This is a genomic window from Nitrospina gracilis Nb-211 (genome assembly GCF_021845525.1).
Taxonomy (GTDB): Bacteria; Nitrospinota; Nitrospinia; order Nitrospinales; family Nitrospinaceae; genus Nitrospina; species Nitrospina gracilis_A.
On record NZ_JAKJKD010000001.1, the window covers coordinates 1,306,809 to 1,329,257 of the forward strand.

A 22,449-nucleotide genomic window follows, 5' to 3' on the forward strand; every position below is an offset into this window, starting at 1 on the left:
GATCCCGGCTCAGGTACACTAAATCCATGACACGCCTTCCCCAGACCAAGCGCAATAAGGTGCTGGCCGTTTTCCTCCTGGCCAGTCTGATGATCTCGCCCGCCTGGGCAAGTCATTTGGGAACGGAAGAGGAGGAGCCGCCCCGCAAACGGCCTCTTTTCGAGTACAAGGGCGATTATCGCGGCGAGATCAACGAACTGAAGGAAAAATTCCAGTCCGCCTTCGGGTACGTGTTGATGGATCTGGACCGCGGCTGGACGGCGGACGAAATCCGCAAACTGCACGAAGCCTTTGTGCTGTTGCCCGAAAATTTTTACCGCATTCCCGGACTCAAGGGATTCTATCGCGCCAACGAACTGCAGGCAGGCAAGCAGGCGATGGTGCCGGGAGAGGTGTTTGCCGCGACGTTTCCTCCCTTGACCACCATCTACCGGCAGGCGGCGAAACACCATCTGGTGGTCGTTGCCGACGAACAGCCGCGAATCGAATTTTATAACGACCTCTTTTATCTGGATACGAAAGTATTTCAGAACATCGTCCATCATGAGATGGGTCACATTTTTGACCTTTTTCACGAATTTCCCAGCCTCCAGGCGGACTGGCTGACGTTGGCGGGATTCCGCATCCACAATATGCCTGCGCTGGATGGGGAGCCGGGAAGCGATTTCATTTATACCCTGCTCAACGATCCCGACATCATGCGTTATGCGCCGGTGTCCGATCTCCAGCATCCCATTCATTCCCGCGAAAACGCGATGGAGGATTTCGCCAACGCCGTCGCAGGGTACATCCACTATCCATACTTTCGTTACACCAACCCCGAGCGTTACCGCTTCATGAAGGAAAAGGTGTTTCGGGGAAAAGAATATTTTGAGAAACGCGAAGGCGCGTATGCGGAGTTGATAGAGGCCGACTTCCAGCAGGCTATCGATAAGGAAGACTGGCAGGCGGTATTGGACATCCTGCAGGAAGCGGCGCGGACCACGCATCCCGAAGCCGATCAAAAACTGATGGCGGTATTGAAAAAAGCGGTGGAGACGCCGCGTCCGCGAGACGTGGACCAAAAACTGGCCGCCGCCAGTTGCTACCTGCAATCGCCCGACGCCCTGCTCCTTCGTCAGGAGATGTGGACGAATCAGCGCGTTGACCCGGAAACCATCCTCAAGTTTCCGCGGTGCGGCGGCATGCAGAAAAAGATTTTTCAGGAACAGTTGTCCAAAACGCCGGTGTTGAATCTGTATTTCTATCTGGAAAACGGAGAATCGTGGATTCAGTTTCTGGACCCGACTCTGTTTGTGGCACAGGCGCGGGGATTTCAGACCTCATATAAATGGAGGCTGTTGCTGGCGCAGGGGCGTCAGTGGCGGCTGGCGGCGAGCGGTGAGACGGAGTACATGACGGATCCGGACGGCTCGGTGCGCATCAGCCTCAATAAAACCACCCTGCGTGGACCCGACTTTCAGTTTCCCGCCGAACGCATGGCGCGCATTGAGGTGTGGGCGGAGCGCAAGCATCCGCAGTTTCCCAAAGTGTTTTCGTCCGAGGTGAATATGATCCAGGTGGTGGCCAAACCGTGGTTCGATTACTTTGGCCCCACTCCGCCCAGTCTCCACGTGGTGTACCCGCCTCTCGTGGGCAAGGATGTGGAACCGGTCAGGTGAGATCCCGGCACAGCCGGACGGCCATGTTCAGGTTGGCATACTGAGAGGGCCACACCTTCACCCCATCCTCGTACTGGATCACCAGCGCCGCGGATTCCTTCACGTCCTCCGTCCAAGTGACACCAGCCGACCCGGGTTCGAACGCCGGGTCGAGGTAAATGTCGTCGCCGTACTTGTCCTTGTTGGTTTTATCCAATTCCAGCAGGCTGAACGCCTCATCTTCAAACGGAAATCGCCAGTCCTCGAACCCGCCGAACCGTTCCAGGTTCACGATTTGCATATACTCGTGGCCGCGAAACCAGTTTTGCCATTTTTTCGTGTCTTGAAACGAATCGGTCTTCTTCCACATCAACTGAAGTTGGTGGTCGGTGATGGTACCGTTTCCGTTGTCAACGAAGCGGGCCTGCTCGGTCATGGTAAAAACTCTTTCAAGTTTTGGGGTTAGAGATATTTGTTCATCACGAGGAGTTTGATTTCCGTCATTTCCTCGATGGTGTATTTGAGACCTTCCCGCCCGAATCCGGAATCCTTCACGCCGCCATAAGGCATATTGTCCACGCGGAAGGTGGGCACGTCGTTGAGCACGACGCCGCCGACCTGGAGCTGGTTGAAAGCCCGCATGGAGTTGCCCAAGTGGTTGGTGAACACCCCGGCCTGCAGGCCGAAGTCCGAGTCGTTGATGGTGTCCAATGCTTCCTGAAAATTCCGGTAAGGCTCGACCACCAGAATCGGGCCGAACGCTTCCTCGCAAACGACTTTCTTGTCGCGCTTGACGTTGGTGAGGATGGTCGGGTCGAAGAAAGCTCCGTCGCGCTTGCCTCCAGCGACCAGTTTCGCTCCGTCGTCCAGAGCCTCTTTCACCCAGGATTCGATGCGCTCGGAGTTGCCGGTATCGATCATGGGGCCGAAGGTGGTGGACTCGTCGAGTGGATCCCCCTTTTTCAGCTTGGCGGTTTCCGCGGTCAGCTTGTCGATGAAGGAGTCGAACACCGCCTCATGGACGTAAGTGCGCTGGACGGAAATACATACCTGACCGGAAAACGAAAATGCGCCGAAGCAGACCCGCTGGGCCGCGAAATCGATATCCGCATCCGGCTCGACGATGACGCCGGCGTTGCCGCCCAGCTCCAGGATGACGCGCTTCTTGCCTGCGCGCTTCTTGATGTCCCAGCCAATGGGCGGACTTCCTGTGAACGACACCAGCTGAAGGCGTGGGTCCTCGACCAGCGCCGTGGCGTCGCGGCTTTTGCACGGCACCACGCTGAACATGCCTCCGGGAGCGTCGCTTTCCAGAATCACCTCGCCCAGCAACAGGGCCGTGAGCGGAGTGGATGAGGCGGGCTTCAGCACGATGGGATTGCCCACTGCAAGTGCCGGGGCCACTTTGTGCGACACCAGATTCAGCGGAAAGTTAAACGGCGAAATACCGGAGATGGCGCCCAGCGGAAACCGCCGGGTAAGGCCGGTTTTGTCTTTGGCGGGCTCGGTGATGTCGAGGTTCAGCACCTCGCCGTGAATGCGCGTCGCTTCTTCCGCCGCCACGCGGAAGGTGGAGATGGAACGGTCCACCTCGGCGCGGGAGTAGATCAGCGGTTTTCCGGACTCCATCGCAAGCGTCCGCGCAAATTCCTCGCGGCGTTTCTCGATGCCGTCCGCCACCTGGTTGCAGATGTCCCTGCGGGCGTAAGATGGCAGGTTGCGTGTGGTCTTGAAGGTCTCGACCGCCAGACCGATGGCCTGGTCGATTACCTGCGGCGTGGCCAGAGAGACGTCGGCGATCACTTCCTGTGTATATGGATTGGTCACGGGAATCGTTTCCACGGCCCCGGTCCAATTTCTTCCGATTAGAAAATCATGTTTTTTAGTCATGGGATTCCATCCTGATGATCAATGGGTATGATCCATATTCTATTAAAAAATCCGTTTTTTGGGAAGGCGTCCGAACGGATTGAGAAATAGGGATCAGGCCGGGGGGGCGGTGCGGGGCAGGGTGGGTTCCTGTGACGCCGGTGCGGCGGCCTGGGCGGAGGTGTCGGGCAGATCGATGATGAAGATCGTGCCTTTCGGTGTGTTGTCGGCCACCTGGATGCTCCCGTTGTGTTCGTTGATGATGCGGGTGACAATCGCGAGACCCAGGCCGGTGCCACGTTTCTTCGTGGTGAAGTGCGGTAGGAACAGCTTGTCACGGTCCGAGGGATTGATCCCTTTCCCATTATCAGAAAATTGGATTTGGATGGTGCCCGACCGTTTGTCCCGGCGGGTGGAGATGCGCAGGGTGCCGCCGGGATCGATGGCGTCCAGCGCGTTGTCAAACAGGTTGATGAACACGCGGCGGATCTGCTCCGGATCGATATTGAGAAGCGTGATGCCCAGATCGAATTCCTTGACCACCTGCGGTTTTTTGGTGTGGGTCTTGTAAAGCTTATGAATGTCGTCGATGATTTGATGAAGTGACGCCGGGCGCGGCCGGGGAGTGGGCATCCGCGAAAATCGTAAAAATTCATTCAGCAGGTCCTTCATGCCTTCCACTTCCTGCGTGATGATGCGGATGCTCTCGTCGAACACCTTGGCGAACGATTTCTTGTCCTCGTAATATTTTTTACGCAGGCGCTGGGTGTTGAGCTGGATCGGCGTCAGGGGATTTTTGATCTCATGAGCGATGCCCTGCGCCACTTCCTGCCAGGCGGAAATCTTCTGCGCCTTGATGAGTTGCGTCACGTCCTCGAACACCAGCAGAAGCCCCAGGTACTTTCCCGCCCCATCGCGCATGAACTTGATGTTGACGAGAAACGTGCGGGCGCTGTCGCCGACGGTCAACTCCAGTTTTTTCTCGAAAGATTCCTGTTGGCCGACATCCATCTGTTTGATGATGTGGCGGATGGCGTCGCGCAGGACCGGGTCGAAGGCTTCCTTGTAACTGCGCCCGTGTACCTTGCGGTCGCCCATTTTGAGCAGGCGCTTGGCGCCTTTGTTGATGGTGGTGATGACACCTTTCTTGTCGATGGATACCACGCCTGCGCCGATGTTTTCGAGGATGGTTTCCGTATAGTACCGGCGGCGCTCCAGTTCGATGTTGGTGTCGCTCAGGTTTCTATGGACCCGGTCGATCTTAACGCGACTCTGTTTCAGTTCCTCGGTCATGCTGTTGAAGGAGTTGACGAGCATGCCGATCTCGTCGTTGGTGGCGACATCGACTTTGAAGTTGAGGTCGCCTTCGGCGATGCGCCGCGTACCCTGTGCCAGTTCCTGAATGGGAACGGTGATGCCCCGCGCCATGTAAAATCCCAGCCAGATGGCGGAAAACAGGATCAACAACGTCATCAGAATGAAGGTGGTGAAGTAATTGGCGCTGACAGGCAGTTTGAGAAAACTCTGCTTTTTGTATTCTTCAAAGGCGTTGCGGATGTTCTCGATTTTGAACAGCGTGCTCTGTGGAATTTTCGACAGGGTCAGGATATAGCCCCAAGTAGCCCGCCGGTCTTCCAGGTTTTGCACGAGCGGCGTGATGACCACCATGTAGTTGCCCTTGGTGAAGGAACGGGGCTCGGTGATGGTTTGGTTGGCCATGCTTTCGCGAATGAGGTCGGAGTAATCCTTGTTGGTGTAGGTTTCCGGCATGGCACGACTGGCGTAGGAAACCACCACGCGTCCCTCGTGATCGTAGATGATGACGCCGCCCAACTGGTATTCTTCGACCTTCGTTTCCGCGAGCCGCCTCAATTGCTCGCGCCGGTCTTCCAGGTACAACTGGTTGTTGGTGATGAACTGGTCCAGTTTTTTCGCATAAAACAGGTTGGTCTTTTCCACGTGAGAATAGTATTCCCGCGCGACCTCCATGGACTGTTGAAGCGACTGCTCCACCTGGACGCTGAACCAGGTGCCGATGCTGTAACTGAACAGCTTGCTGGCAACGAAGAACAAAAGGACCGAAGGCACCAGTGCGAGGGTCAAAAACGCGAGGATCAGCTTGGTTTGAAACTTTGCGCCGATCATCAAGCTTTTACGCTCGTTGTACAGCTTGGTCAGATGGCGCGCGATCAACGTCACCAGCAAAACCAGCAGGATGATAATGATGTTGAACAGCAGAAGAACCGGAATGTTGTCCGAAATGGTGGCGTTCTGCTGGCGAAGGTAGGAGAACTCGAAATAAGTCAGCAGACCGAGCGCGAGGACGATCAGGGCCAGGTTGCGCCGTGCCCGGATTCTTTTCCTGCGAAGCTGGTCTTCGGTGAGATGCGAATCGTAGGGATTATTGACTAAAGGCTCGAACGGCATTGTTCAATCCCCCGGCATGCGTTCCAGAAGGACTCCGAAGAGGTTGAGTCGCATCCGCGGGAAATCCCTTATTGGGTTCCACCTGGATCAGACTGGATTCGGTCCACGAGGTTTCAAAGTCGTGGATCGGCACGAAGAATAACAACCAGTTGAAGGGGAACCAAAGGCCATCGTCGTTGATCATTTCCGCCTTGACGCGGACATAATACCGTTCATCGGGATCGAGCAGATAAACCGAGGACAGAGGAACATCCTTCAATGTCATCATCAATTCCCGGCACAAATCCGATTTTCGGGTCGCCACCTTGCGCTCGACGTTGTCGCCCTGCGATGAAAATTCGTAGGTTTTCTTGAGCGTGTCGTACTGCACGGTGTGCGCAATGGTGCTCTGGCTGATGATTTCGTCCGGATAGAAGCTCACATGACGCAGAAGTTCGATTTTATAATGGAAGGTCAGCGGCACGCCGCTATGCAACGCTTCCATCATTTTATCGGTGAACGCGTCTTCGAGTATTCCATCCACACGGACCTTTTCATGATCGGCGTGCAGGGTCACTTTAGACAGAACCGGTTTGGCCCATGCTGGAACCGCCATGAAAAGAATGCAAAGCGCAGTGAGAATGCTCTGCCGGATACATCCTGAAACAGTTTGTGCCAACAATTTTGGTTTCGTCCTCTAAGTTTTACCGCTTACATCGGAAACATAAATCGAAGCTGGGGGCTTCAGAAAGCGACAGGTAAGATGACAGCAGTAAGAGCCCCATCCCTGTTCGAATATTTTAAAGTATTTTAAAAAGGATGTAAATAATTACAAAAATTGAATTTAGTGGACCCGCGAAGCGGAGGGAACAGTGGGCCGGAAGGAGAACGGGTGGGAAGGCGAACCGGGAATTTAGGGCTTTGAAATTGAATGAGTTTTTTTTAGGGCGGAGCCGGTCGCGGTGGCGACCCCGCAAATCAACCGTTTTTCAACAGGTCGCGCAGTTCGTACAGCCTCTCCAGAGCCTGGCGCGGGGTGAGGTTATCCAGATCCAACTGCTTGAGTTTCTGGACCAGGGGAGACGGTGACTCGCCGAACAGGCCCAGCTGCTGGGGGCCGGCGGCGGGCGGCTGGGGCTGGGCCAGCTTGGGGGTTCCCACTTCGTCGTACTCGCTGTTCTCCAGATTGAACAACACCTCATTGGCGCGCTTCAGCACTTCTTCCGGCAACCCGGCAAGACGGGCAACATGGATACCGTAACTTTTGTCCGCGCCGCCGGGAACGATCTTGCGCAGGAAAATGATCTCGTCATTCCATTCCTTAATCTGTACGTTGTAGTTTTTGACAGAAGGGAACAGTCTTTCGAGTTCGGTCAGTTCGTGGTAATGCGTGGCGAACAGGGTCTTCGCTCCGATGCGATCGGGGCCCTGCAAAAACTCGACAATGGCCCAGGCGATGCTGATGCCGTCGAACGTACTTGTGCCGCGCCCGATTTCATCGAGAATGATCAGGCTTTTTCGCGTGGCGTTGTTCAGGATATTAGCAGTCTCGTTCATCTCCACCATGAACGTGGATTGACCTTTCTGCAAATGATCCTGCGCACCGACGCGCGAGAAGATGCGATCGACCAAACCGATTTCCGCTTCTTCCGCCGGGACGAAGCAACCAATCTGCGCCATCAGGACAATCAGCGCCACTTGCCGCAGATAAGTGGATTTGCCCGCCATGTTGGGGCCGGTGATGATCGCTACCTGATGTTGGTTGCAGTCGAGTTGTGTGTCGTTGGGAATGAACGGCTGGTTGGGATCGATCAGTTCTACCAACGGGTGCCGCCCGTTTTGAATGCGAAGCACATCACTCTCGTTCATTTGCGGACGGCAGTAGTTGTGCTGGTGCGCGATCTGCGCGAAGCCGAGTAAAGCGTCGAGCTCGCCGATGCACCGTGCCATCGCCTGGATGCGTGTCCCTTCGTCAGCAACGGCTTGCCGCACTTCGTGAAACAATCTCTGTTCGATGGCTTGCACCTTTTCTTCCGCGCCGGTGATCTCCGCTTCGTACTGCTTGAGTTCCGGAGAGATGAAGCGCTCGGTGTTGACCAGAGACTGCTTGCGGATGAAATCGTCGGGCACGCGATCAAGGTTTTTCTTGGTGACTTCGATGTAGTAACCGTAAATCTTGTTGTAACCGACTTTCAGTTGCGGGATGCCGGTGCGTTCTTTCTCACGCGCCTCCAGGTTGGCGATGGCCTGGTTGCTGTCCTTCATGATGGCCTTCAACCGGTCCAGTTCCTCATCGCAACCGGGCTTGATGAGATTTCCGTCCTTGATGTTGAGTGGCGGATCGTCCTCGATGCGCTCGTCGATCCGCTGGTACACCGATTCCAGGTTGTCCCAGCCACTGCTGATTGCCTGCATGGCGGGCAGGGGACAGCGCTCAATCATTTGTTGAATGTCCGGAAATACGCGGATGGAATTTTTCAGTGCGATCAGGTCGCGCGGTGTGCAGGTGGACATGGAGATTTTACCGAGCAGGCGTTCCAGGTCGAAAATATGCTTCAACTGCTCGCGCAGGTCGTTGCGTTCAATCAGGTGTTCGCGGTAGTGGCCGACGAGATCGAGGCGTTGTTGAATGGATTCCAGCCGGATGAGTGGTTTTAAAATCCATTCCCGCAGGCGCCGCGCACCCAACGGCGTGCAGGTAGCGTCCAGGTGTCCCAGCAGGGAATGCTTGCGCTGGCCGTCGCTCGATTGCACCAGTTCCAGGCTGTTGATGGTGGACTGGTCCAGCATCATGCAATCCTGCGTGCTGAAGGTGGACAGCGACGTGATGTGCTGGAGCGCAGACTTTTGCGTTTCCTTCAAGTATTGCACCAAAGCCCCGGCGGCGCACACGGCGGCGGGCCAGCCTTCACAGCCGAAACCATCCAGCGTTTTGGTTTTGAACTGTTCCACCAGCACGCGGTGTGCCTGGCTGTGGTGGAACGTCCAGTCTTCCACCGGTTGGATGAAGTAATCCGTGCCCTGAAGCATTGGCGGGTGGGCTTCATTGCCGTTCGTTGAGTTTTCCGGTATCAGGATTTCCTTGGGATCGAGCTTGCCCAGCTCATCCCGTAGCAGGTCGGCTGAAGTCCGGGGAAGTTCGGTGACTTTGAACAGGCCGGTGGACATGTCCAGCGCCGCGAGTCCCGTCTGTTCCTTGCCGAAGTAAAGCGCAACCAGGAAGTGATGGCTTTTGGGGTCGAGCAGGTTGTCGTCCAGCACCGTACCCGGCGTGATGACGCGCACGACTTCGCGCCGAACCAGCCCTTTCGCCTGCTTCGGGTCTTCCACCTGCTCACAGACGGCAATGGTTTTGCCGCCTTTCACCAGGCGGCTGATGTACATGTTGGCGGAGTGATGCGGAATGCCGCACATGGGGATGGCGTTTGGCTTGTTCTTGTTGCGGGAGGTGAGGGCGATGTCGAGGAGTTTCGACGCTTCCTTCGCGTCCTCGTTGAACATTTCGTAGAAGTCGCCCATGCGGAAAAACAGGATGGCGTCGGGATACTCTTTCTTGATGCTCTGATATTGCTGCATCATGGGAGTTTCGTCGTCCACAACGTTCTGCTTGTTGGCGGTTTTGGCCATGACTGGGTGTGGTTAAATTTTGAGTTCCTGAAAGATGGGGTACAGCCGTTGAAACGTGGCCTCAATATGCTCCGGGTGCACCTTGGTTTCGGCAAGCACAGGCATGAAGTTGGTGTCGCCGGTCCAACGTGGAACGATATGGGAATGGATGTGCTCCTCAAACCCGGCGCCGCCGCTTTTGCCGATGTTGTAACCCACGTTGAAGCCGGTCGGATGGTACGACTGGCGTAAAATTTCCATGGACTTCTGCGTGAGCAGTCCGATCTCCGCCAGCTCTTCGGCGGTCAGGTCGGTCAGGCAGGCGAGGTGACGGTATGGAGAAACCATCAAATGTCCGTTGGAGTAAGGGTAGATGTTGATGATGACGAAACTCAGCTTGCCGCGGTACAGCAGTTTCCGGCCCATGTCGTCGTTGGCCTGCGGTGCCGTGCAGAAGATGCACTCCTTACTTTTGTCGGACTTGATGTAATCCATGCGCCAGGGGGCCCAAAGGTTTTCCATGTCCACTCTCCGGGGGGAATCGGAAAATCAGAAGTTGCTGGTTCCGGAAGGTTGCCGGCCGGGGAAAATGTGGCCGAAGACTTCCTGCGTTTTCGTTTTCATGAAACGCGCGTCCTTCCGCGACGTTTCGTGATCGTATCCCATCAGGTGCAGTATGCCGTGAATGAGGAGGAGGATCAACTCCTCTTGCAGGGACAGGTGGTGATCGCGTGCCTGCCGGTCCGCCGTTTCGACGGAGATGACGACATCGCCCAGCAGGCGGTCGCCGGTTTCGTTGACCGCGCCGTCATCCTGCGGAAACGAAAGCACGTCCGTCGGCTGGTCCTTATCGCGGTACTGGCGATTGAGTTCGTGGATGCCCGGGTCGTCGGTCAGCAGGATGCTGAGTTCGTCGTCTTCCAACTCCAGCGCTTTCAACACACGCCGCGCTTCTTTTTTAAGCCAGCGCACGTCGACTTTGTTTGCCGATTGGTCGTTGTTCACCAGGACGGGCATGATATCAGTGGAGCAGGGGGGACAGGCCGGGCGGTATGAGGAAAGGTACCGTTTTCATTCAGAAGGGACAGAAGGGGGCGGCTCTTCGCTTTCGGCCCGGTCGTAGGCCCCGATGATTTTCTTCACCAACTCGTGCCGCACCACGTCTTTCTGACCGAACTCAATCAGGTCGATGCCGTTGACGTCCCGCAAAATTCCCCTGGCGTGGATGAGGCCGGACTGCACGCCGCGCGGCAGGTCCACCTGTGTGATGTCGCCGGTGACCACCATCTTCGAACGGAATCCCAGCCGCGTGAGAAACATCTTCATCTGTTCGCGGGTCGAGTTCTGCGCTTCATCGAGGATGATGAATGAGTCGTTCAGCGTACGCCCGCGCATGTAGGCGAGGGGCGCGATCTCGATGTAGCCCTCGGCGATCATCTGCTGGACCTGGTTGAACTCCACCATCTCGTAAAGCGCGTCGTAGAGCGGCATCAGGTACGGCTGGATTTTTTCCGCGATGTCTCCCGGCAGAAAGCCCAGCTTCTCGCCCGCTTCCACTGCGGGACGGGTGAGGATGATGCGCCGGAACTGGCGCTTCAGAAAACCTTCCACCGCCATGGCCACGGCGAGGTAGGTCTTGCCGGTACCGGCGGGGCCGATGGCGAGCACGATATCGTGCTGGCGGATGGCCTGGATCATTTTGCGCTGGGTGTTGCCCTTGGGAGTGATGAACCCCTTCTTGGGCGATACGGGAATGCGCTCGCTGAACAGCCCCTTGAGATCGACGTCCGGATCTTCCGCCATGAGGCGGATGGCGAACTTGATGTCGCCGTTCACCAGCCGCTGACCGCTGGCCAGCATATCGTGCAACTGCACGAGCAAGCGTTCGACCGCCTCCACCTCGTGCGGTTCGCCGCTGATGCGGATCTGGTTTTCGCGCGTGGTGATGCGGACGTTGAATTTTTTTTCGATCTGTTTGAGGTTGACGTCCTGGGTGCCGAAAATTTCAGGAATGTATTCCGTGCTTTCGAGAAGCAATTCCCTGGAGGCGGTGTGGTTCAAGCAGAGACGACCTTTAGTGAATGGACCTTAGCCCATTATATGGACATTGATTTCCGATGTCAAAGCATACCGGAGCCTGTAAATGACTACTTTTAAAAGGGTTGGCTTGCATTGGCCGCCCGCCGGGCGGTCAGGTGCGGTAGCGCGGACTGCCGTTGATCAGGCTTAAGAATTCGCCGCGCGTGCTGGGGTTGGTTTTGAAGTAACCCAGCATGGAACTCGTGGTGGTGTATGAATTCTGCTTTTCCACACCGCGCATGGACATGCACAGATGCAGGGCTTCGATGACCACGGCGACGCCTTTCGGTTTCAACACGCGGTTGATGCAGTCGGCGATCTGAGTGGTCAGTCTCTCCTGCACCTGCAGGCGGCGGCTGAAGGCATCCACCACGCGGGGGATTTTGCTGAGGCCGATGATTTTTCCGTCCGGCAGGTAGGCGACGTGCGCTTTGCCGAAGAAGGGGAGCATGTGGTGCTCGCACAGGCTGAACATGTCGATGTCCTTGACGATCACCATCTCATCGGTGTTGGCATCGGTGAACAGCGCGTCGTTCACCAACTCGTCGATGTTGACCCAGTAACCGCCGGTCAAAAATTTCAGGGAACGGGACACCCGCTCGGGGGTATTTTTAAGGCCTTCCCGGGAGGGATCTTCTCCCAGCTCGAGCAGCAATTTTTCAATCAACTCTTTCACTGACTTGTCCTTTATAGGTTACGAAGTTGCGCGGAGATTCGTACAACTTGATTTCGTGAAGCAACCCGTCGCCGATTTTCGGTTCCAGCACCTCCCAGAACTTGATAGCCAGATTTTCGGCGGTGGGGATGACCCCTTGCAAAAACTCCACGTCCATGTTGAGATTTTTATGATCGACTTTGTCGATGATCTCTTCTGTGACGAGCTTCTTCAGGAACTTGAGATCCAGCACCATGCCGGTTTTTGGATCCACGTCCCCTTTGACGGTCACTTCCATGGTGTAGTTGTGGCCGTGACCGTTGGGGTTATTGCAAAGGCCAAACACCTGGGCGTTTTTTTCGTCAGAAAAGGTTGGATTGAACAGCCGGTGACTGGCGCAAAATTCTACTTTTCGTGTTATATAAATCATAGGTTTTCTTCATTTCATGTTATTGGAGGGGACCCGGATTGTCAATGGAATTCAGGGTTTAAAGCCCTTTGTGCTTGTAATATGAATCGCCTTTCCGGGAAAAAAATCGTGGTCGTCCGCACCGGCGCGCTGGGCGACGTGTTGATGACTCTGCCGTTTTTGCAGGCGGTGCATTCCATGCAACCCGCCTGTCTCCACGTGGTGGTCGAAGCCCGTCAGAAAACTCTGATGGAAGGCTTCGACTGCATCGATCGCGCTTTCGCCACCGACGACCTGCAATGGTGGCGGGTGTATGGCGACGATGCCGATTGCCTGCCTTTGCAATTCCTTTCCGATTACGATTGCGTGGTGGCCCTCATTCAGGACCACGGCGGCACCGTAGCGGACCGGCTCCGTCAACGCCTGCCGGGGGAGGTGATCGTGCGCCCGCCGTTTCCTTATCGTGAGGGCCTGCACGTCAGCGAATATTACCTGGAAACGGTTCCCAACCTGCCGTCCCGGCCCAACTGGCCGCCGGCCTGGCACGCTCCCGAATCGGACCGTGGGGAGGCGGGGCGGGTGATGGCTTCTCCTCAACTCTCAAACGGCGTCTGGGTTCTGCATCCCGGAAGCGGCGGGGTTTCCAAAAACTGGCCGCTCGCCCGGTTTCAGGAACAGGCCGATTGGTTGCATCGGCAGGGTCCCCTGCCGGTGTTCCTGCTGGGTCCGGCGGAGGTGGCGATCGCCGAAAATGTCCACGCCTTTTGCCGGGAACGCGGATTCCCGGTATGGGACAATTTTCCCCTGACGTTGTGCGCCACGTTGCTCGGTGAGTGCCAGGGTTTTCTGGGCAACGATGCCGGGATGACCCACCTGGCGGCGGCGCTCGGCCTGCCCACCATCGCGGTATTTATAAAAACCGATCCGGGAATGTGGCGTCCCCTGGGCTCCGGCGTGAGCGTGGTCGATATCCGTAAAAGTAAGGCGGCGGATCAAGCCGGGGCGGAGGCGGTCCAGCAGGCGCTGGGCCGTTGGGTTCCGCTTCGGCCTCGTGCCTGAGGACGGGTTATTTCAGGTATTTGCGTTTATTGTCCGTGGTGTAGAAGCCGGGGCCGTAGAGGTGAAAGGTGCCCCCGCCCACGCACTTGTGAAGCGGTCCGCCGCATTTCTCGCATTTTTCGAGAGGCGGATCGTCCGCTTTCTGCAGGGCTTCGGTTCGTTCTTTGCACTTTTCACATTCGTATTCGTAAATCGGCATGAATGTGTCTCCTGCTTGTCCGGTTTGGGGGAGGCAAGGATGGCGCCATTTCCCGGCTCAGGGTTGTCGCCAGGAAATGGGTTTGGTGCCTTCCTGCTCCCGGAAAATATCCAAGGTTTTCGGGATGTTCTCCTTGACCTCGTCCAGATTGAACACCTTTTGCGGCAGGGTGAGGCCGAACTCCTGCTCCCAGATCCCTACCATTATACCGATCCGGTCGCTCAAAATCTGGAGAATTATAAACCGCTTGATGCCGAACTTTTCCTGTACCGGCTCCGGCATCATGAAAGTGCCGTTCTGGTTGACCGCGCCGAACCGCATGACCGCCAGGCCCTGGGCGATTTCCTTAAAGCCCAAAGAGGCGATGAAATCTTTCAGTTCCGGCGGCATGGGGTCGCGGGGCCAGACCACGATGCCGTGTTTCTCGAAGTTCTGGTACAGGACGTACGGCCGGGGCTCGTCCTGCGTCCATGCCGTGGCAGGGGGTAAAATTGCAAACCAGAGGGTCCAGAAAAGAAGCGCGCCCCGCCACAGGCGGGCGGCCGGGTTCCGTCGGGATCGTTGCATGGTTCACCCCCTTTCAGGGCAATCAGGATTGGATTTCCGTCTGGCTGAAGAAGTAGGAAATCTCGAACGCCGCGTTCTCCGCTGAGTCGGAGCCGTGTACGGAATTCTTTTCGATGTCCACAGCGAACTCCTTGCGGATGGTGCCTTCCGCCGCGTCCTTGGGATTGGTAGCGCCCATTAGTTCCCGCCAGCCGGTGATGGCGCTGTTTTTTTCCAACACCAGCAGGACCACGGGGCCGCCGGTGGACATGTAAGTGGTCAGGTCCTTAAAGAAAGGACGTTCCTTGTGAACGTGGTAAAACCCTTCTGCCTGCTCCAGGGTCAGTTTGGCGCGCTTCATGGCGGCGATGCGGAAGCCCTTGGATTCGATGCGTTCCAGGATTTTTCCAGTGAGGTTGCGTTCTACGGCGTCGGGTTTGATGATGGCGAACGTTCTTTCCATTGCTACTCCGGTTCTTCTGCGTGAATGGTTGATAGGAATTTGGAATCGTCAGGGAAAAAAAAAGGTATTTGGGGAGGCCCCAAATACCTTTTTCCTTTTATAAAACCAATACAGGTTTGAGGATGTTCAGCGTTGAACCACTCCCACCCGCTTGATCACGAAGCGATCTTCCAGATTGTCGATCCATTTCATCTGGATGGCATTGTGCTTGGCGACGTCTCTGCAGATGTAAACGCAGATTTCGCAAGACTTACAGCGGTCCACCGAAACGTAGGCGGATTTGTCTTCTTCGCTGTAATTAATGCAGTTTGCTTCGGGACAGTAAGTCGTGCACAGGTGGCAGTTGGTTTCTGCGCATTTATCCTTATCTACATCTGCAATGTAGTACATGCTTCTTCAATCTCCAATTCAAAAAGTTACCTCAGACGGCAACCGGTTTCTCTTTGGCATCAGCATGGATACCCCATTTGTGGTCCACCGCGTACTGATATGCGGCCTTAATGGTGTCCATGTTCGCCTGGAGCAGTTTCTGCTTTTTGGCGAACTTCTTCTCGATGACGCTGTCCAGAGAGGCGGTACCACCGGAAGTAACGATACCCTTACCGATGAAACGATCCTTAACGGATCCCTCAATCGAGTCCATGTCCGGCATGCCAAAGATGGCGGAAATGGCGCCGACCATGGCCATGTTGGTGGCCAGATCAGTTCCCGCGATATCGTTGGCGAGTTCGGTTGCAGGCAAGTAGTAGATGTTGGCTTTCTTGTCCCGCAGTTCCTTTTCTTCATCGGCGATGAGCTTGAGCGGCTCCTTATTGTTGATCAGGATGATACCGTTCTCCTTCAAACCCGTGTAGAAGGGCATGGTGTACGACTTGCCCAGCGTGATGACCTGAGCGCTGAAGATCATCAGGACGTTGGGGAAGACGATCTCCCCGATTTCGTAGATTTCATCGTTGGAGATCCGCACGTAACTTTCAACCGGGGCATTGCGTTTTTCGGAACCGAAAAAGGGCACGAGGGAACTGTACCCTTTGCCGATTACGACCGCATTACTCAGGATATGAGATGCGGTGACGACACCCTGGCCGCCGATACCGGCCATGCGGACGTTATAACGTTTGACTTCTTGTGGCATGGATTGAAAACCTCCTCGTTATTTTTTAGCGGCTTTTGCTTTTTCTTTTTCTTTCTTTTCGAGGTCGGTGATGTACGCCTTGGCTTCATCGGTCATTTCTTCGTGGAAACCGTAACGTTCTTTTTCGACATCGAAGGCATCCTGCATGACTTCCGGAGTAGGAATTGCATACTCGATGTTGCAGGAGGTGTAAGCCTGAATGTAGGTCGGGCCGATTTCGCGTGCGATCATGATGGCGCGGCGAACCGTGCGAACCACCCGGGCCGGATTGGTCGGCGCGATGCGTGCGATGTAGGCACAGCCGGCAACCCGGGCGAGACCCAGCGCATCGATTTTGCCGGTCTTCTTGCCGCGCGGGGCCATCTTCAGAATCTGGCCCTGCATGGTCATGCCGCTTTCCTGTCCACCGGTGTTGCCGTAAACTTCGTTGTCCAGCATGATGGTGGTGAACCGTTCCTGGCGGAACCAGGAATGCATCAGGGCCTGGAAACCGATGTCGATCAAACCACCGTCGCCAGCCATAACGATAACATCCTTTTGCTGGTTCGGGAAACGAATCTCCAAGCCCCGTTTCAGGCCGGAAGCCACGGAGTTGGTGTCACCGTAGTTGCCGTAGATAAACGGGATGTTGGCCTGGGAAATCGCAAGGCGTCCACAGCCTGCGGTACCTACGTTGATGGTATGCTCAGGGTTGGGCAAAGCCAGCATGGTGAGGCGGATGAACAGGGTCATCGCACAACCTGCGCACATCGGATGTTCTTCCAGCAGTTCCTTGAACTTCCCCATTTCGCTGACTTTCACCTCACGACCATACTGACCGTATTTGACCAGATCGCGGTATTCAACAGGGAGAAGATCTTCAAAACCAGGGGACGGTTTAACGGTTTCGAGAGACATAATCGAAATACCTTTCTATATATAAATTTAAGAAAGTTTTAGTTGGTATTCTATTTGCACCCTCTACCTGCAAGGGTTGACTCTTTTTAAAGTTAAATTGGGTTTTTGCAACAATACCCAAAAAAATCAGCCTACATGATTCACACGGCTAATGCAACAGTCGTGTTACAGCAGTCACACCTTTCCTTTGCGTGCATCACTGAGCCACTCGAGGATCATCTCGGTCGGCATGGTCATGCCGCCATAAACCCGCGGACCCGCGGAGATCTTGGCACTACAATTTCCATACAGCGTGGAACAGACTTCCTTGTGCAACCAACCGGCCTGGTTGAATTCCGGAACCAGAATCCGTTTGGCGTGCTTAACGGCGTTGATGATTTCTGTCCGCGGCCAGGGGCGGATGGTCTTGACCTTAACCAGACCCACTTTGCGGCCGGCTTCGCCTTCCTGACGGACGGCTTCGCGCGACTGGGAAACGGCCGAGCCCGAAGCAATGAGGAATTCTTCCGCATCCGGGTTGACCACTTCGATCAGGTCGCCGATGTACTTGCGCCAGTGCCGAGCGGAACGTTCGACAGCGGCGAAGACTTCCTGCTGCCAGCTCGCATGCATGTGGTAGCTGATGAAGTTGGACTTCTGAATGGGAGCGTCGCGGGACAACCGCGCCGGCGGGTTCTCGTTGTCCATGGCCGGTACGGCGGAACGCCAACCATCCCGCGGCGGCAGTTTGAATTCTTCCGAAGGCATGGCCACTTTGCCGCGGGCATGGGTGACAAAGAAACCGTCTACCGAGACCACCGCAGGCAGGGTCACGTCGACTTCCTCACTCACCATGAAAGCGGCGAGGGAATAGTCGAAAAAGTCCTGCTGGTTTTCGGCATGCGCGTGCAGGATGCCGGTGTTCAACAGGAAGGAAATTTCGATGTTGTCCGGCTGAATGGCCAGCGGGGTGTTGATGACGCGGCACATGTTCAGCAGAACCAGAGGAGTCCGTGCGCCGGGCCAGGAAGCAATGGCTTCCAGACCTCGCATCAGTCCGGGACCGGAAGTCGCCGTCAAAGACCGAACCCCGGAGCGGGAAGCGCCGCCAATGGCCGTCATAACACCGATTTCCTCTTCCGCGCGGTAATAATCTTTCAAGTAGCCTTCGTCGTAGAGGTAACCGACCTGCTGCATGGTTTCACTCTGCGGGGTGATGGGATAGGAAATGGCGATGTCGACATTGGCCCGGCGAATGGCTTCGCGGGCGGCTTCACTACCGGTGATGAATTCGACTTCACGGGGTGCTTCTTTCAACAACCACACCGGGTCAACGACTTTCTGTAAGTCGCCTTTAGGGACCCATTCCTCTTTTTTTTGGGTTGCAGTTTGCTCGGTCATAACGACTCCTCAACGCAAAGATGTTTATTCCAAATGTTGAATATAATTAGCTTTAAAGCTATTTATTGTATTTAAAGGGCAACTGGAAGAGGGGTTTCCGTTCCAGGAATGATCAAAACAACTTGGTTTGCGGTGTTCAAATTATCATGTTTGCCCCTCTAATACAATTTTATTGGAGATTTTCAATTAAATTTTACGCAAATTTGGCAGAGGCCCCGGATGAGCCCGGTTGGGGCCGCCGGGAACTCGCCCCCGGTTGCTTATAAGTATAATAATATCAAAGGCCTGTGGCAATTTTGGCGGATCGGGGAGTGCCTTCGGCTTTGCGGGCTCTGCGCCAATTTGCAGGGTTTTTTAGGCCCAGAGGTGGATTTTTGCCCTCACCCGACCCCGAGAGGGCTCAGCCTGCCTGTTCCTGCGTGGACTGGAATGTGTTCAAATAGGTGAATGCCTTCTGCAGGAAGTCGTTTACCGCCTTATCGTTACGGAACTTGAGCGTGCTCTTGGCCAGCTCTGTAGTGTGACACAGTTCATAGCGGAGGGTGTCCGCGTCGTGGAATTTGATCACGTCCACGGTCCACTCCAGCTGGGTGATGTCTTCCGTGGGAAAGTTCACCGCCGCGACCCCGTAATCCCGGATACGGTACACAAACTGAAGACCGCCATGACCGCTCGGCTCCGAACGTGTGAGTACCAGGTTTTCCTCGGTCAACATAAGGAAGCTCCCATCAGGACTTTAAATGGTTTGCACGCGGTTTTCTGAAACGAGAACCTGTGATACGATGAGCCTCCGGCGAGCCGGAAACTCCAAAATTTCAAGCATACCAGACAAGCATGCGCAGGGTAAAGGCTTCATCTTTTTAGAAACGAAAAATTATCACAATCCTTTTTTCCCCGCAGACATCTTAATCCGCAAACTCTCTTGATATTATTATGGAACCGATTGAACTGAACGATCCGGCAGAGATCCAGCAATTCCTGAGTAAAATCCGGCTTACCGGAAAGGGCTTCACCTCTGACGCGCTTTTGGGGGATGTGTTTGACGCGGGGCTCGATTACCCCGATTTCCTGAAAGCGGAAGGGGAAGACCCGGACGCCAGCTACGACGGCCAGTCTCCGGCATGGGCCAAATACCATATACGCCAGGGCAAACGGGTGTTCATGGTGTATGGCGCGGCAGGGCGCGAACGCCGCTCGCATTTTTCCGAAACACCTTAAATCATCATCAAACCCCGGGCCTTCAGGACACGCGCCGGGTTTGGGAGCATACATAATGAGATTCGATAAGGAAACACAGGAACGCATTCTTCGCGTTGCCGCCGACCGCAACCAGGGTAAGGACTTTGAGGAAGTTGATGAATGCATCGCCAATATCATGGACATGCACCCGGAGTTCGATCAGGCCTGGGAGATGGGGGAGATGGCCGTGTACCCGCAGGAGATCGAGGGCAAGGTGGTCAACCCCTTCGTCCACACCGTCCTGCATGTGATCGTCGATCAACAGATCCGCGACGAAGCGCCGGACTTTGTGGCCAAGGCGTACAAGGACCTGGTCGATATGGGCATGGACCCGCACGAGGTTCTGCACCAGCTCATCGCAGTGTATGCGGACCTGTACTTCACCAACTTCCGCCGCGGCGACAACTTCAGCAACCTCGATTACCAGGAACGCATCAAGCAGCTGGTGAGGGCCGCCGCAGACGGAATGGAAGAGGCGTGACCGCCTGTCACTCGGACTGACCGGGCTTCAACGGCTCGTGGCAAACTTCGCAGTGGTCGAGCAGGTAGTCGTTGATGTGGTGGCAGTTCGGACAGTCCAATGACTTGTCCTCGGCTTTCGGCGGGTTGAACGGCGTCAGGCACTTTTCGCACCACGCGGTTTTATTGATATTGCGCGCCCCACAGTTGGGGCATTTGAGAGTGTAGCTCATACCCCTTGGGATGCAGATCATCCCAAGGGGTTTTATATTTTTGAGCAGATTTTGCGGAAAGTAGGGAAGGGGTGACGCCTACAGGCACTTGGCGATGGTCTTGCCGATGTCGGCGGGGCTTTTGACCACCTTGATGCCGCATTTCTTCATCACCTTCATTTTGCCTTCCGCCGTGCCCTGGCCACCGGAGATGATGGCTCCGGCGTGGCCCATCCTGCGGCCCGGGGGTGCGGTCTGCCCGGCGATGAATCCCACCACCGGTTTGGTGATGTGCTTCTTGATGTAGTACGCGGCTTCGTCCTCCGCCGATCCGCCGATCTCGCCGATCATGCAAATGGCCTTGGTCGCCCGGTCCTTCTGGAACAGCTTGAGCGCGTCGATGTAGCGGGTGCCGATGATGGGGTCGCCGCCGATGCCGACGCAGGTGGACTGGCCGATGCCCATCGCCGTCAACTGTCCCACCGCTTCGTAAGTCAACGTGCCGCTCCGGGAGATGATGCCGACGTTGCCTTTTTTGTGGATGTGCGCGGGCATGATGCCGATTTTGCACTTGCCGGGGGAGATGACGCCCGGGCAGTTGGGCCCGACCAGACGGGAGTCGGAATCCTTGAGGTACCGGTACACCTCCACCATGTCATACACCGGAATGCCTTCCGAGATGCAGATGATCAGCTCGACGCCCGCATCCGCCGCCTCGAGGATGGCGTCCGCGGCGAACGCCGGGGGAACGAAGATCATCGAAGCGTTGGCCTTGGTTTTGTCCACGGCCTGTTTGACCGTGTCGAATACGGGAACGTTATCCAGAACCTTCTGCCCACCTTTGCCGGGGGTCACACCCGCCACCAGCTGGGTGCCGTATTTCTGGCACTGCTCGGCGTGGAACATGCCTTCACGGCCGGTGATGCCCTGAACCAGCAACCTTGTGTTTTCGTCTACGAGAATGCTCATTTTATTGCCTGTACGACCTTTTTCGCGGCGTCTTTCATACCGTTGCCGACGATGAAGTTGATATCGGATTCATTGAGAATGCGGTGCCCTTCTTCCATGTTGGTGCCTTCCATGCGGATGACAACCGGCACCTTCACGCTCAGTTTCCTGGCGGCCGCGACCACGCCGGCGGCGAGGATGTCGCAACGCAGAATACCGCCAAAGATGTTGATGAAAATCGCTTTGACTTTGTTGTCGGAGAGGAGGATGCGGAATGCGTTCTCGATCATCTCCTCGTTGGCTCCACCGCCGACGTCCAAAAAGTTGGCGGGCTCGCCTCCGCTGTGTTTCACGATGTCCATCGTTGCCATGGCCAGTCCCGCGCCGTTCACCATACAGCCGATGTTGCCGTCGAGCTGAATGTAATTGAGGCGGTACTTGGAGGCTTCGATCTCGTTGGGATCTTCCTCGTCGAGATCGCGCATCTCCTGCAGGTCCGGATGGCGGCCCAGCGCGTTGTCGTCCACATCGATCTTGGCGTCGAGCGCCAAAAGACGATTGTCACCGGTGACGACGAGCGGGTTGATCTCCAGCATCGACAGGTCTTCCTTCACGAAGCACTGGTACAGGTTGATGATGAAAGGAATGGCCTGCTTGAATACCTCGCCTTCCAGGTTCAGCGCAAACGCGATCTTGCGCGCGAGGTAAGGTTTGACGCCGATGACCGGGTCGATACGTTCGATGATGATTTTTTCCGGCGTGGCTTCGGCGACTTCCTCGATCTCCATGCCGCCCGCCTCGCTGGCCATGATCATGACCTGACTGGTCTCGCGGTCGAGGATGAGGCTGAGATACAACTCGCGGGCGATGTGCATGCCCTCCTCAATCAACACCTTTTTCACCAGCCGTCCTTCCGGGCCCGTCTGGTGCGTGACCAGCGTCATGCCAATGATCTTGCCGGCGTGCTGTTCGGCTTCCTCCGGGCTTTTGGCGAGTTTCACGCCGCCGCCCTTGCCGCGTCCGCCGGCGTGGATCTGCGCCTTCACCACAACGGGGTTGGTGCCGATCTCCTTGGCCGCCGCCACGGCTTCCGATTTGTTATGAATCAGGATGCCGCGCGGTACCGGTACCTTGTATTTTCTGAAGAGCTCTTTGCCCTGATATTCGTGAATTTTCATGGTTCAAATTGAAAGAATTAAATAGGTATCCAAACGTGGGAGCCGTTTTGTACCACAGGTTTTCTCAGGT

At 55.8% G+C, this 22,449-nt stretch carries 25 protein-coding genes; 4 read left to right on the plus strand and 21 right to left on the minus strand.

The window, feature by feature from the left end; genetic code table 11:
* Positions 1-26: 26 nt before the first annotated feature.
* On the plus strand, positions 27-1,661 hold the full coding sequence (locus J2S31_RS06165) for a hypothetical protein (RefSeq protein ID WP_237098191.1): 1,635 nt from the start codon (positions 27-29) through the stop codon (positions 1,659-1,661).
* Here J2S31_RS06165 and J2S31_RS06170 read toward each other — a convergent pair.
* The 10 genes from J2S31_RS06170 to J2S31_RS06215 form a co-directional block, all read right to left on the minus strand.
* The gene (locus J2S31_RS06170) at positions 1,654-2,076 is read right to left on the minus strand and encodes an Lcl domain-containing protein (protein ID WP_237098192.1); all 423 of its coding nucleotides are present in this window, start codon (positions 2,074-2,076) and stop codon (positions 1,654-1,656) included. The two genes, J2S31_RS06165 and J2S31_RS06170, sit on opposite strands and share 8 nt — an antisense overlap.
* 26 nt (positions 2,077-2,102) lie before the next feature.
* A complete protein-coding gene (locus tag J2S31_RS06175; protein ID WP_272908615.1) occupies positions 2,103-3,530 on the minus strand; it encodes an aldehyde dehydrogenase family protein in 1,428 nt (475 codons plus the stop codon).
* Between the two features lie 93 nt (positions 3,531-3,623).
* Positions 3,624-5,936 carry a sensor histidine kinase gene (locus J2S31_RS06180; RefSeq protein ID WP_237098194.1) on the minus strand — a complete coding sequence of 771 codons (2,313 nt, stop codon included), beginning with the start codon at positions 5,934-5,936 and terminating at the stop codon, positions 3,624-3,626.
* Complete coding sequence (locus J2S31_RS06185) at positions 5,911-6,531, minus strand: DUF4390 domain-containing protein (RefSeq protein ID WP_237098195.1); 621 nt, start codon at positions 6,529-6,531, stop codon at positions 5,911-5,913. The genes J2S31_RS06180 and J2S31_RS06185 overlap by 26 nt, the downstream gene beginning before the upstream one ends.
* A gap of 362 nt (positions 6,532-6,893) precedes the next feature.
* Positions 6,894-9,494, minus strand: coding sequence for a DNA mismatch repair protein MutS (gene mutS / locus J2S31_RS06190; protein ID WP_237098196.1), 2,601 nt, complete (start codon positions 9,492-9,494; stop codon positions 6,894-6,896).
* 60 nt (positions 9,495-9,554) lie between these two features.
* Positions 9,555-10,043: an HIT family protein gene (locus J2S31_RS06195; protein ID WP_237098197.1), complete on the minus strand. Its 489-nt coding sequence runs from the start codon at positions 10,041-10,043 to the stop codon at positions 9,555-9,557.
* Between the two features lie 27 nt (positions 10,044-10,070).
* Entirely contained in the window at positions 10,071-10,538 is a 468-nt protein-coding gene (ybeY, locus tag J2S31_RS06200; RefSeq protein ID WP_237098198.1) for an rRNA maturation RNase YbeY, read from the minus strand.
* Positions 10,539-10,592: 54 nt separating this feature from the next.
* Entirely contained in the window at positions 10,593-11,582 is a 990-nt protein-coding gene (locus J2S31_RS06205) for a PhoH family protein (RefSeq protein ID WP_237098199.1), read from the minus strand.
* A 130-nt stretch (positions 11,583-11,712) separates the two neighbouring features.
* Positions 11,713-12,276, minus strand: a complete 564-nt coding sequence (folE, locus tag J2S31_RS06210; RefSeq protein ID WP_237098200.1) for a GTP cyclohydrolase I FolE — start codon at positions 12,274-12,276, stop codon at positions 11,713-11,715.
* Entirely contained in the window at positions 12,260-12,685 is a 426-nt protein-coding gene (locus J2S31_RS06215; protein ID WP_237098201.1) for a 6-carboxytetrahydropterin synthase, read from the minus strand. The genes folE and J2S31_RS06215 overlap by 17 nt, the downstream gene beginning before the upstream one ends.
* 81 nt (positions 12,686-12,766) lie before the next feature.
* Here J2S31_RS06215 and J2S31_RS06220 point away from each other — a divergent pair, with 81 nt between their 5' ends.
* On the plus strand, positions 12,767-13,723 hold the full coding sequence (locus J2S31_RS06220) for a glycosyltransferase family 9 protein (RefSeq protein WP_237098202.1): 957 nt from the start codon (positions 12,767-12,769) through the stop codon (positions 13,721-13,723).
* A gap of 7 nt (positions 13,724-13,730) precedes the next feature.
* Here J2S31_RS06220 and J2S31_RS06225 read toward each other — a convergent pair whose 3' ends face one another.
* The 8 genes from J2S31_RS06225 to J2S31_RS06260 form a co-directional block, all read right to left on the minus strand.
* Positions 13,731-13,922: an FmdB family zinc ribbon protein gene (locus J2S31_RS06225; RefSeq protein WP_237098203.1), complete on the minus strand. Its 192-nt coding sequence runs from the start codon at positions 13,920-13,922 to the stop codon at positions 13,731-13,733.
* Positions 13,923-13,979: 57 nt separating this feature from the next.
* A complete protein-coding gene (locus J2S31_RS06230; protein WP_237098204.1) occupies positions 13,980-14,489 on the minus strand; it encodes a hypothetical protein in 510 nt (169 codons plus the stop codon).
* A 22-nt stretch (positions 14,490-14,511) separates the two neighbouring features.
* On the minus strand, positions 14,512-14,931 hold the full coding sequence (gene ndk / locus J2S31_RS06235) for a nucleoside-diphosphate kinase (protein ID WP_237098205.1): 420 nt from the start codon (positions 14,929-14,931) through the stop codon (positions 14,512-14,514).
* A gap of 126 nt (positions 14,932-15,057) precedes the next feature.
* The gene (locus J2S31_RS06240) at positions 15,058-15,321 is read right to left on the minus strand and encodes a pyruvate ferredoxin oxidoreductase (RefSeq protein ID WP_237098206.1); all 264 of its coding nucleotides are present in this window, start codon (positions 15,319-15,321) and stop codon (positions 15,058-15,060) included.
* 31 nt (positions 15,322-15,352) lie between these two features.
* Positions 15,353-16,066 carry a 2-oxoacid:acceptor oxidoreductase family protein gene (locus tag J2S31_RS06245; protein WP_237098207.1) on the minus strand — a complete coding sequence of 238 codons (714 nt, stop codon included), beginning with the start codon at positions 16,064-16,066 and terminating at the stop codon, positions 15,353-15,355.
* 18 nt (positions 16,067-16,084) lie between these two features.
* A complete protein-coding gene (locus J2S31_RS06250; protein WP_237098208.1) occupies positions 16,085-16,963 on the minus strand; it encodes a thiamine pyrophosphate-dependent enzyme in 879 nt (292 codons plus the stop codon).
* A 174-nt stretch (positions 16,964-17,137) separates the two neighbouring features.
* Positions 17,138-18,343 carry a transketolase C-terminal domain-containing protein gene (locus J2S31_RS06255; RefSeq protein ID WP_237098209.1) on the minus strand — a complete coding sequence of 402 codons (1,206 nt, stop codon included), beginning with the start codon at positions 18,341-18,343 and terminating at the stop codon, positions 17,138-17,140.
* A gap of 400 nt (positions 18,344-18,743) precedes the next feature.
* Positions 18,744-19,058, minus strand: a complete 315-nt coding sequence (locus tag J2S31_RS06260; protein WP_237098210.1) for a hypothetical protein — start codon at positions 19,056-19,058, stop codon at positions 18,744-18,746.
* Between the two features lie 218 nt (positions 19,059-19,276).
* On the opposite strand from J2S31_RS06260, the gene J2S31_RS06265 reads away from it, so the two are divergent.
* A complete protein-coding gene (locus J2S31_RS06265; protein ID WP_237098211.1) occupies positions 19,277-19,561 on the plus strand; it encodes a hypothetical protein in 285 nt (94 codons plus the stop codon).
* Between the two features lie 55 nt (positions 19,562-19,616).
* Positions 19,617-20,063 carry a DUF1841 family protein gene (locus J2S31_RS06270; protein WP_237098212.1) on the plus strand — a complete coding sequence of 149 codons (447 nt, stop codon included), beginning with the start codon at positions 19,617-19,619 and terminating at the stop codon, positions 20,061-20,063.
* A gap of 7 nt (positions 20,064-20,070) precedes the next feature.
* Here the strand turns inward: J2S31_RS06270 and J2S31_RS06275 are convergent, their stop codons facing one another.
* From J2S31_RS06275 to sucC, 3 genes are all read right to left on the minus strand, one after another.
* Positions 20,071-20,274: a hypothetical protein gene (locus J2S31_RS06275; RefSeq protein WP_237098213.1), complete on the minus strand. Its 204-nt coding sequence runs from the start codon at positions 20,272-20,274 to the stop codon at positions 20,071-20,073.
* Positions 20,275-20,352: 78 nt separating this feature from the next.
* A complete protein-coding gene (gene sucD, locus J2S31_RS06280; RefSeq protein ID WP_237098214.1) occupies positions 20,353-21,222 on the minus strand; it encodes a succinate--CoA ligase subunit alpha in 870 nt (289 codons plus the stop codon).
* The gene (gene sucC / locus J2S31_RS06285; RefSeq protein WP_237098215.1) at positions 21,219-22,379 is read right to left on the minus strand and encodes an ADP-forming succinate--CoA ligase subunit beta; all 1,161 of its coding nucleotides are present in this window, start codon (positions 22,377-22,379) and stop codon (positions 21,219-21,221) included. The genes sucD and sucC overlap by 4 nt, the downstream gene beginning before the upstream one ends.
* Between the last annotated feature and the right edge of the window lie 70 nt (positions 22,380-22,449).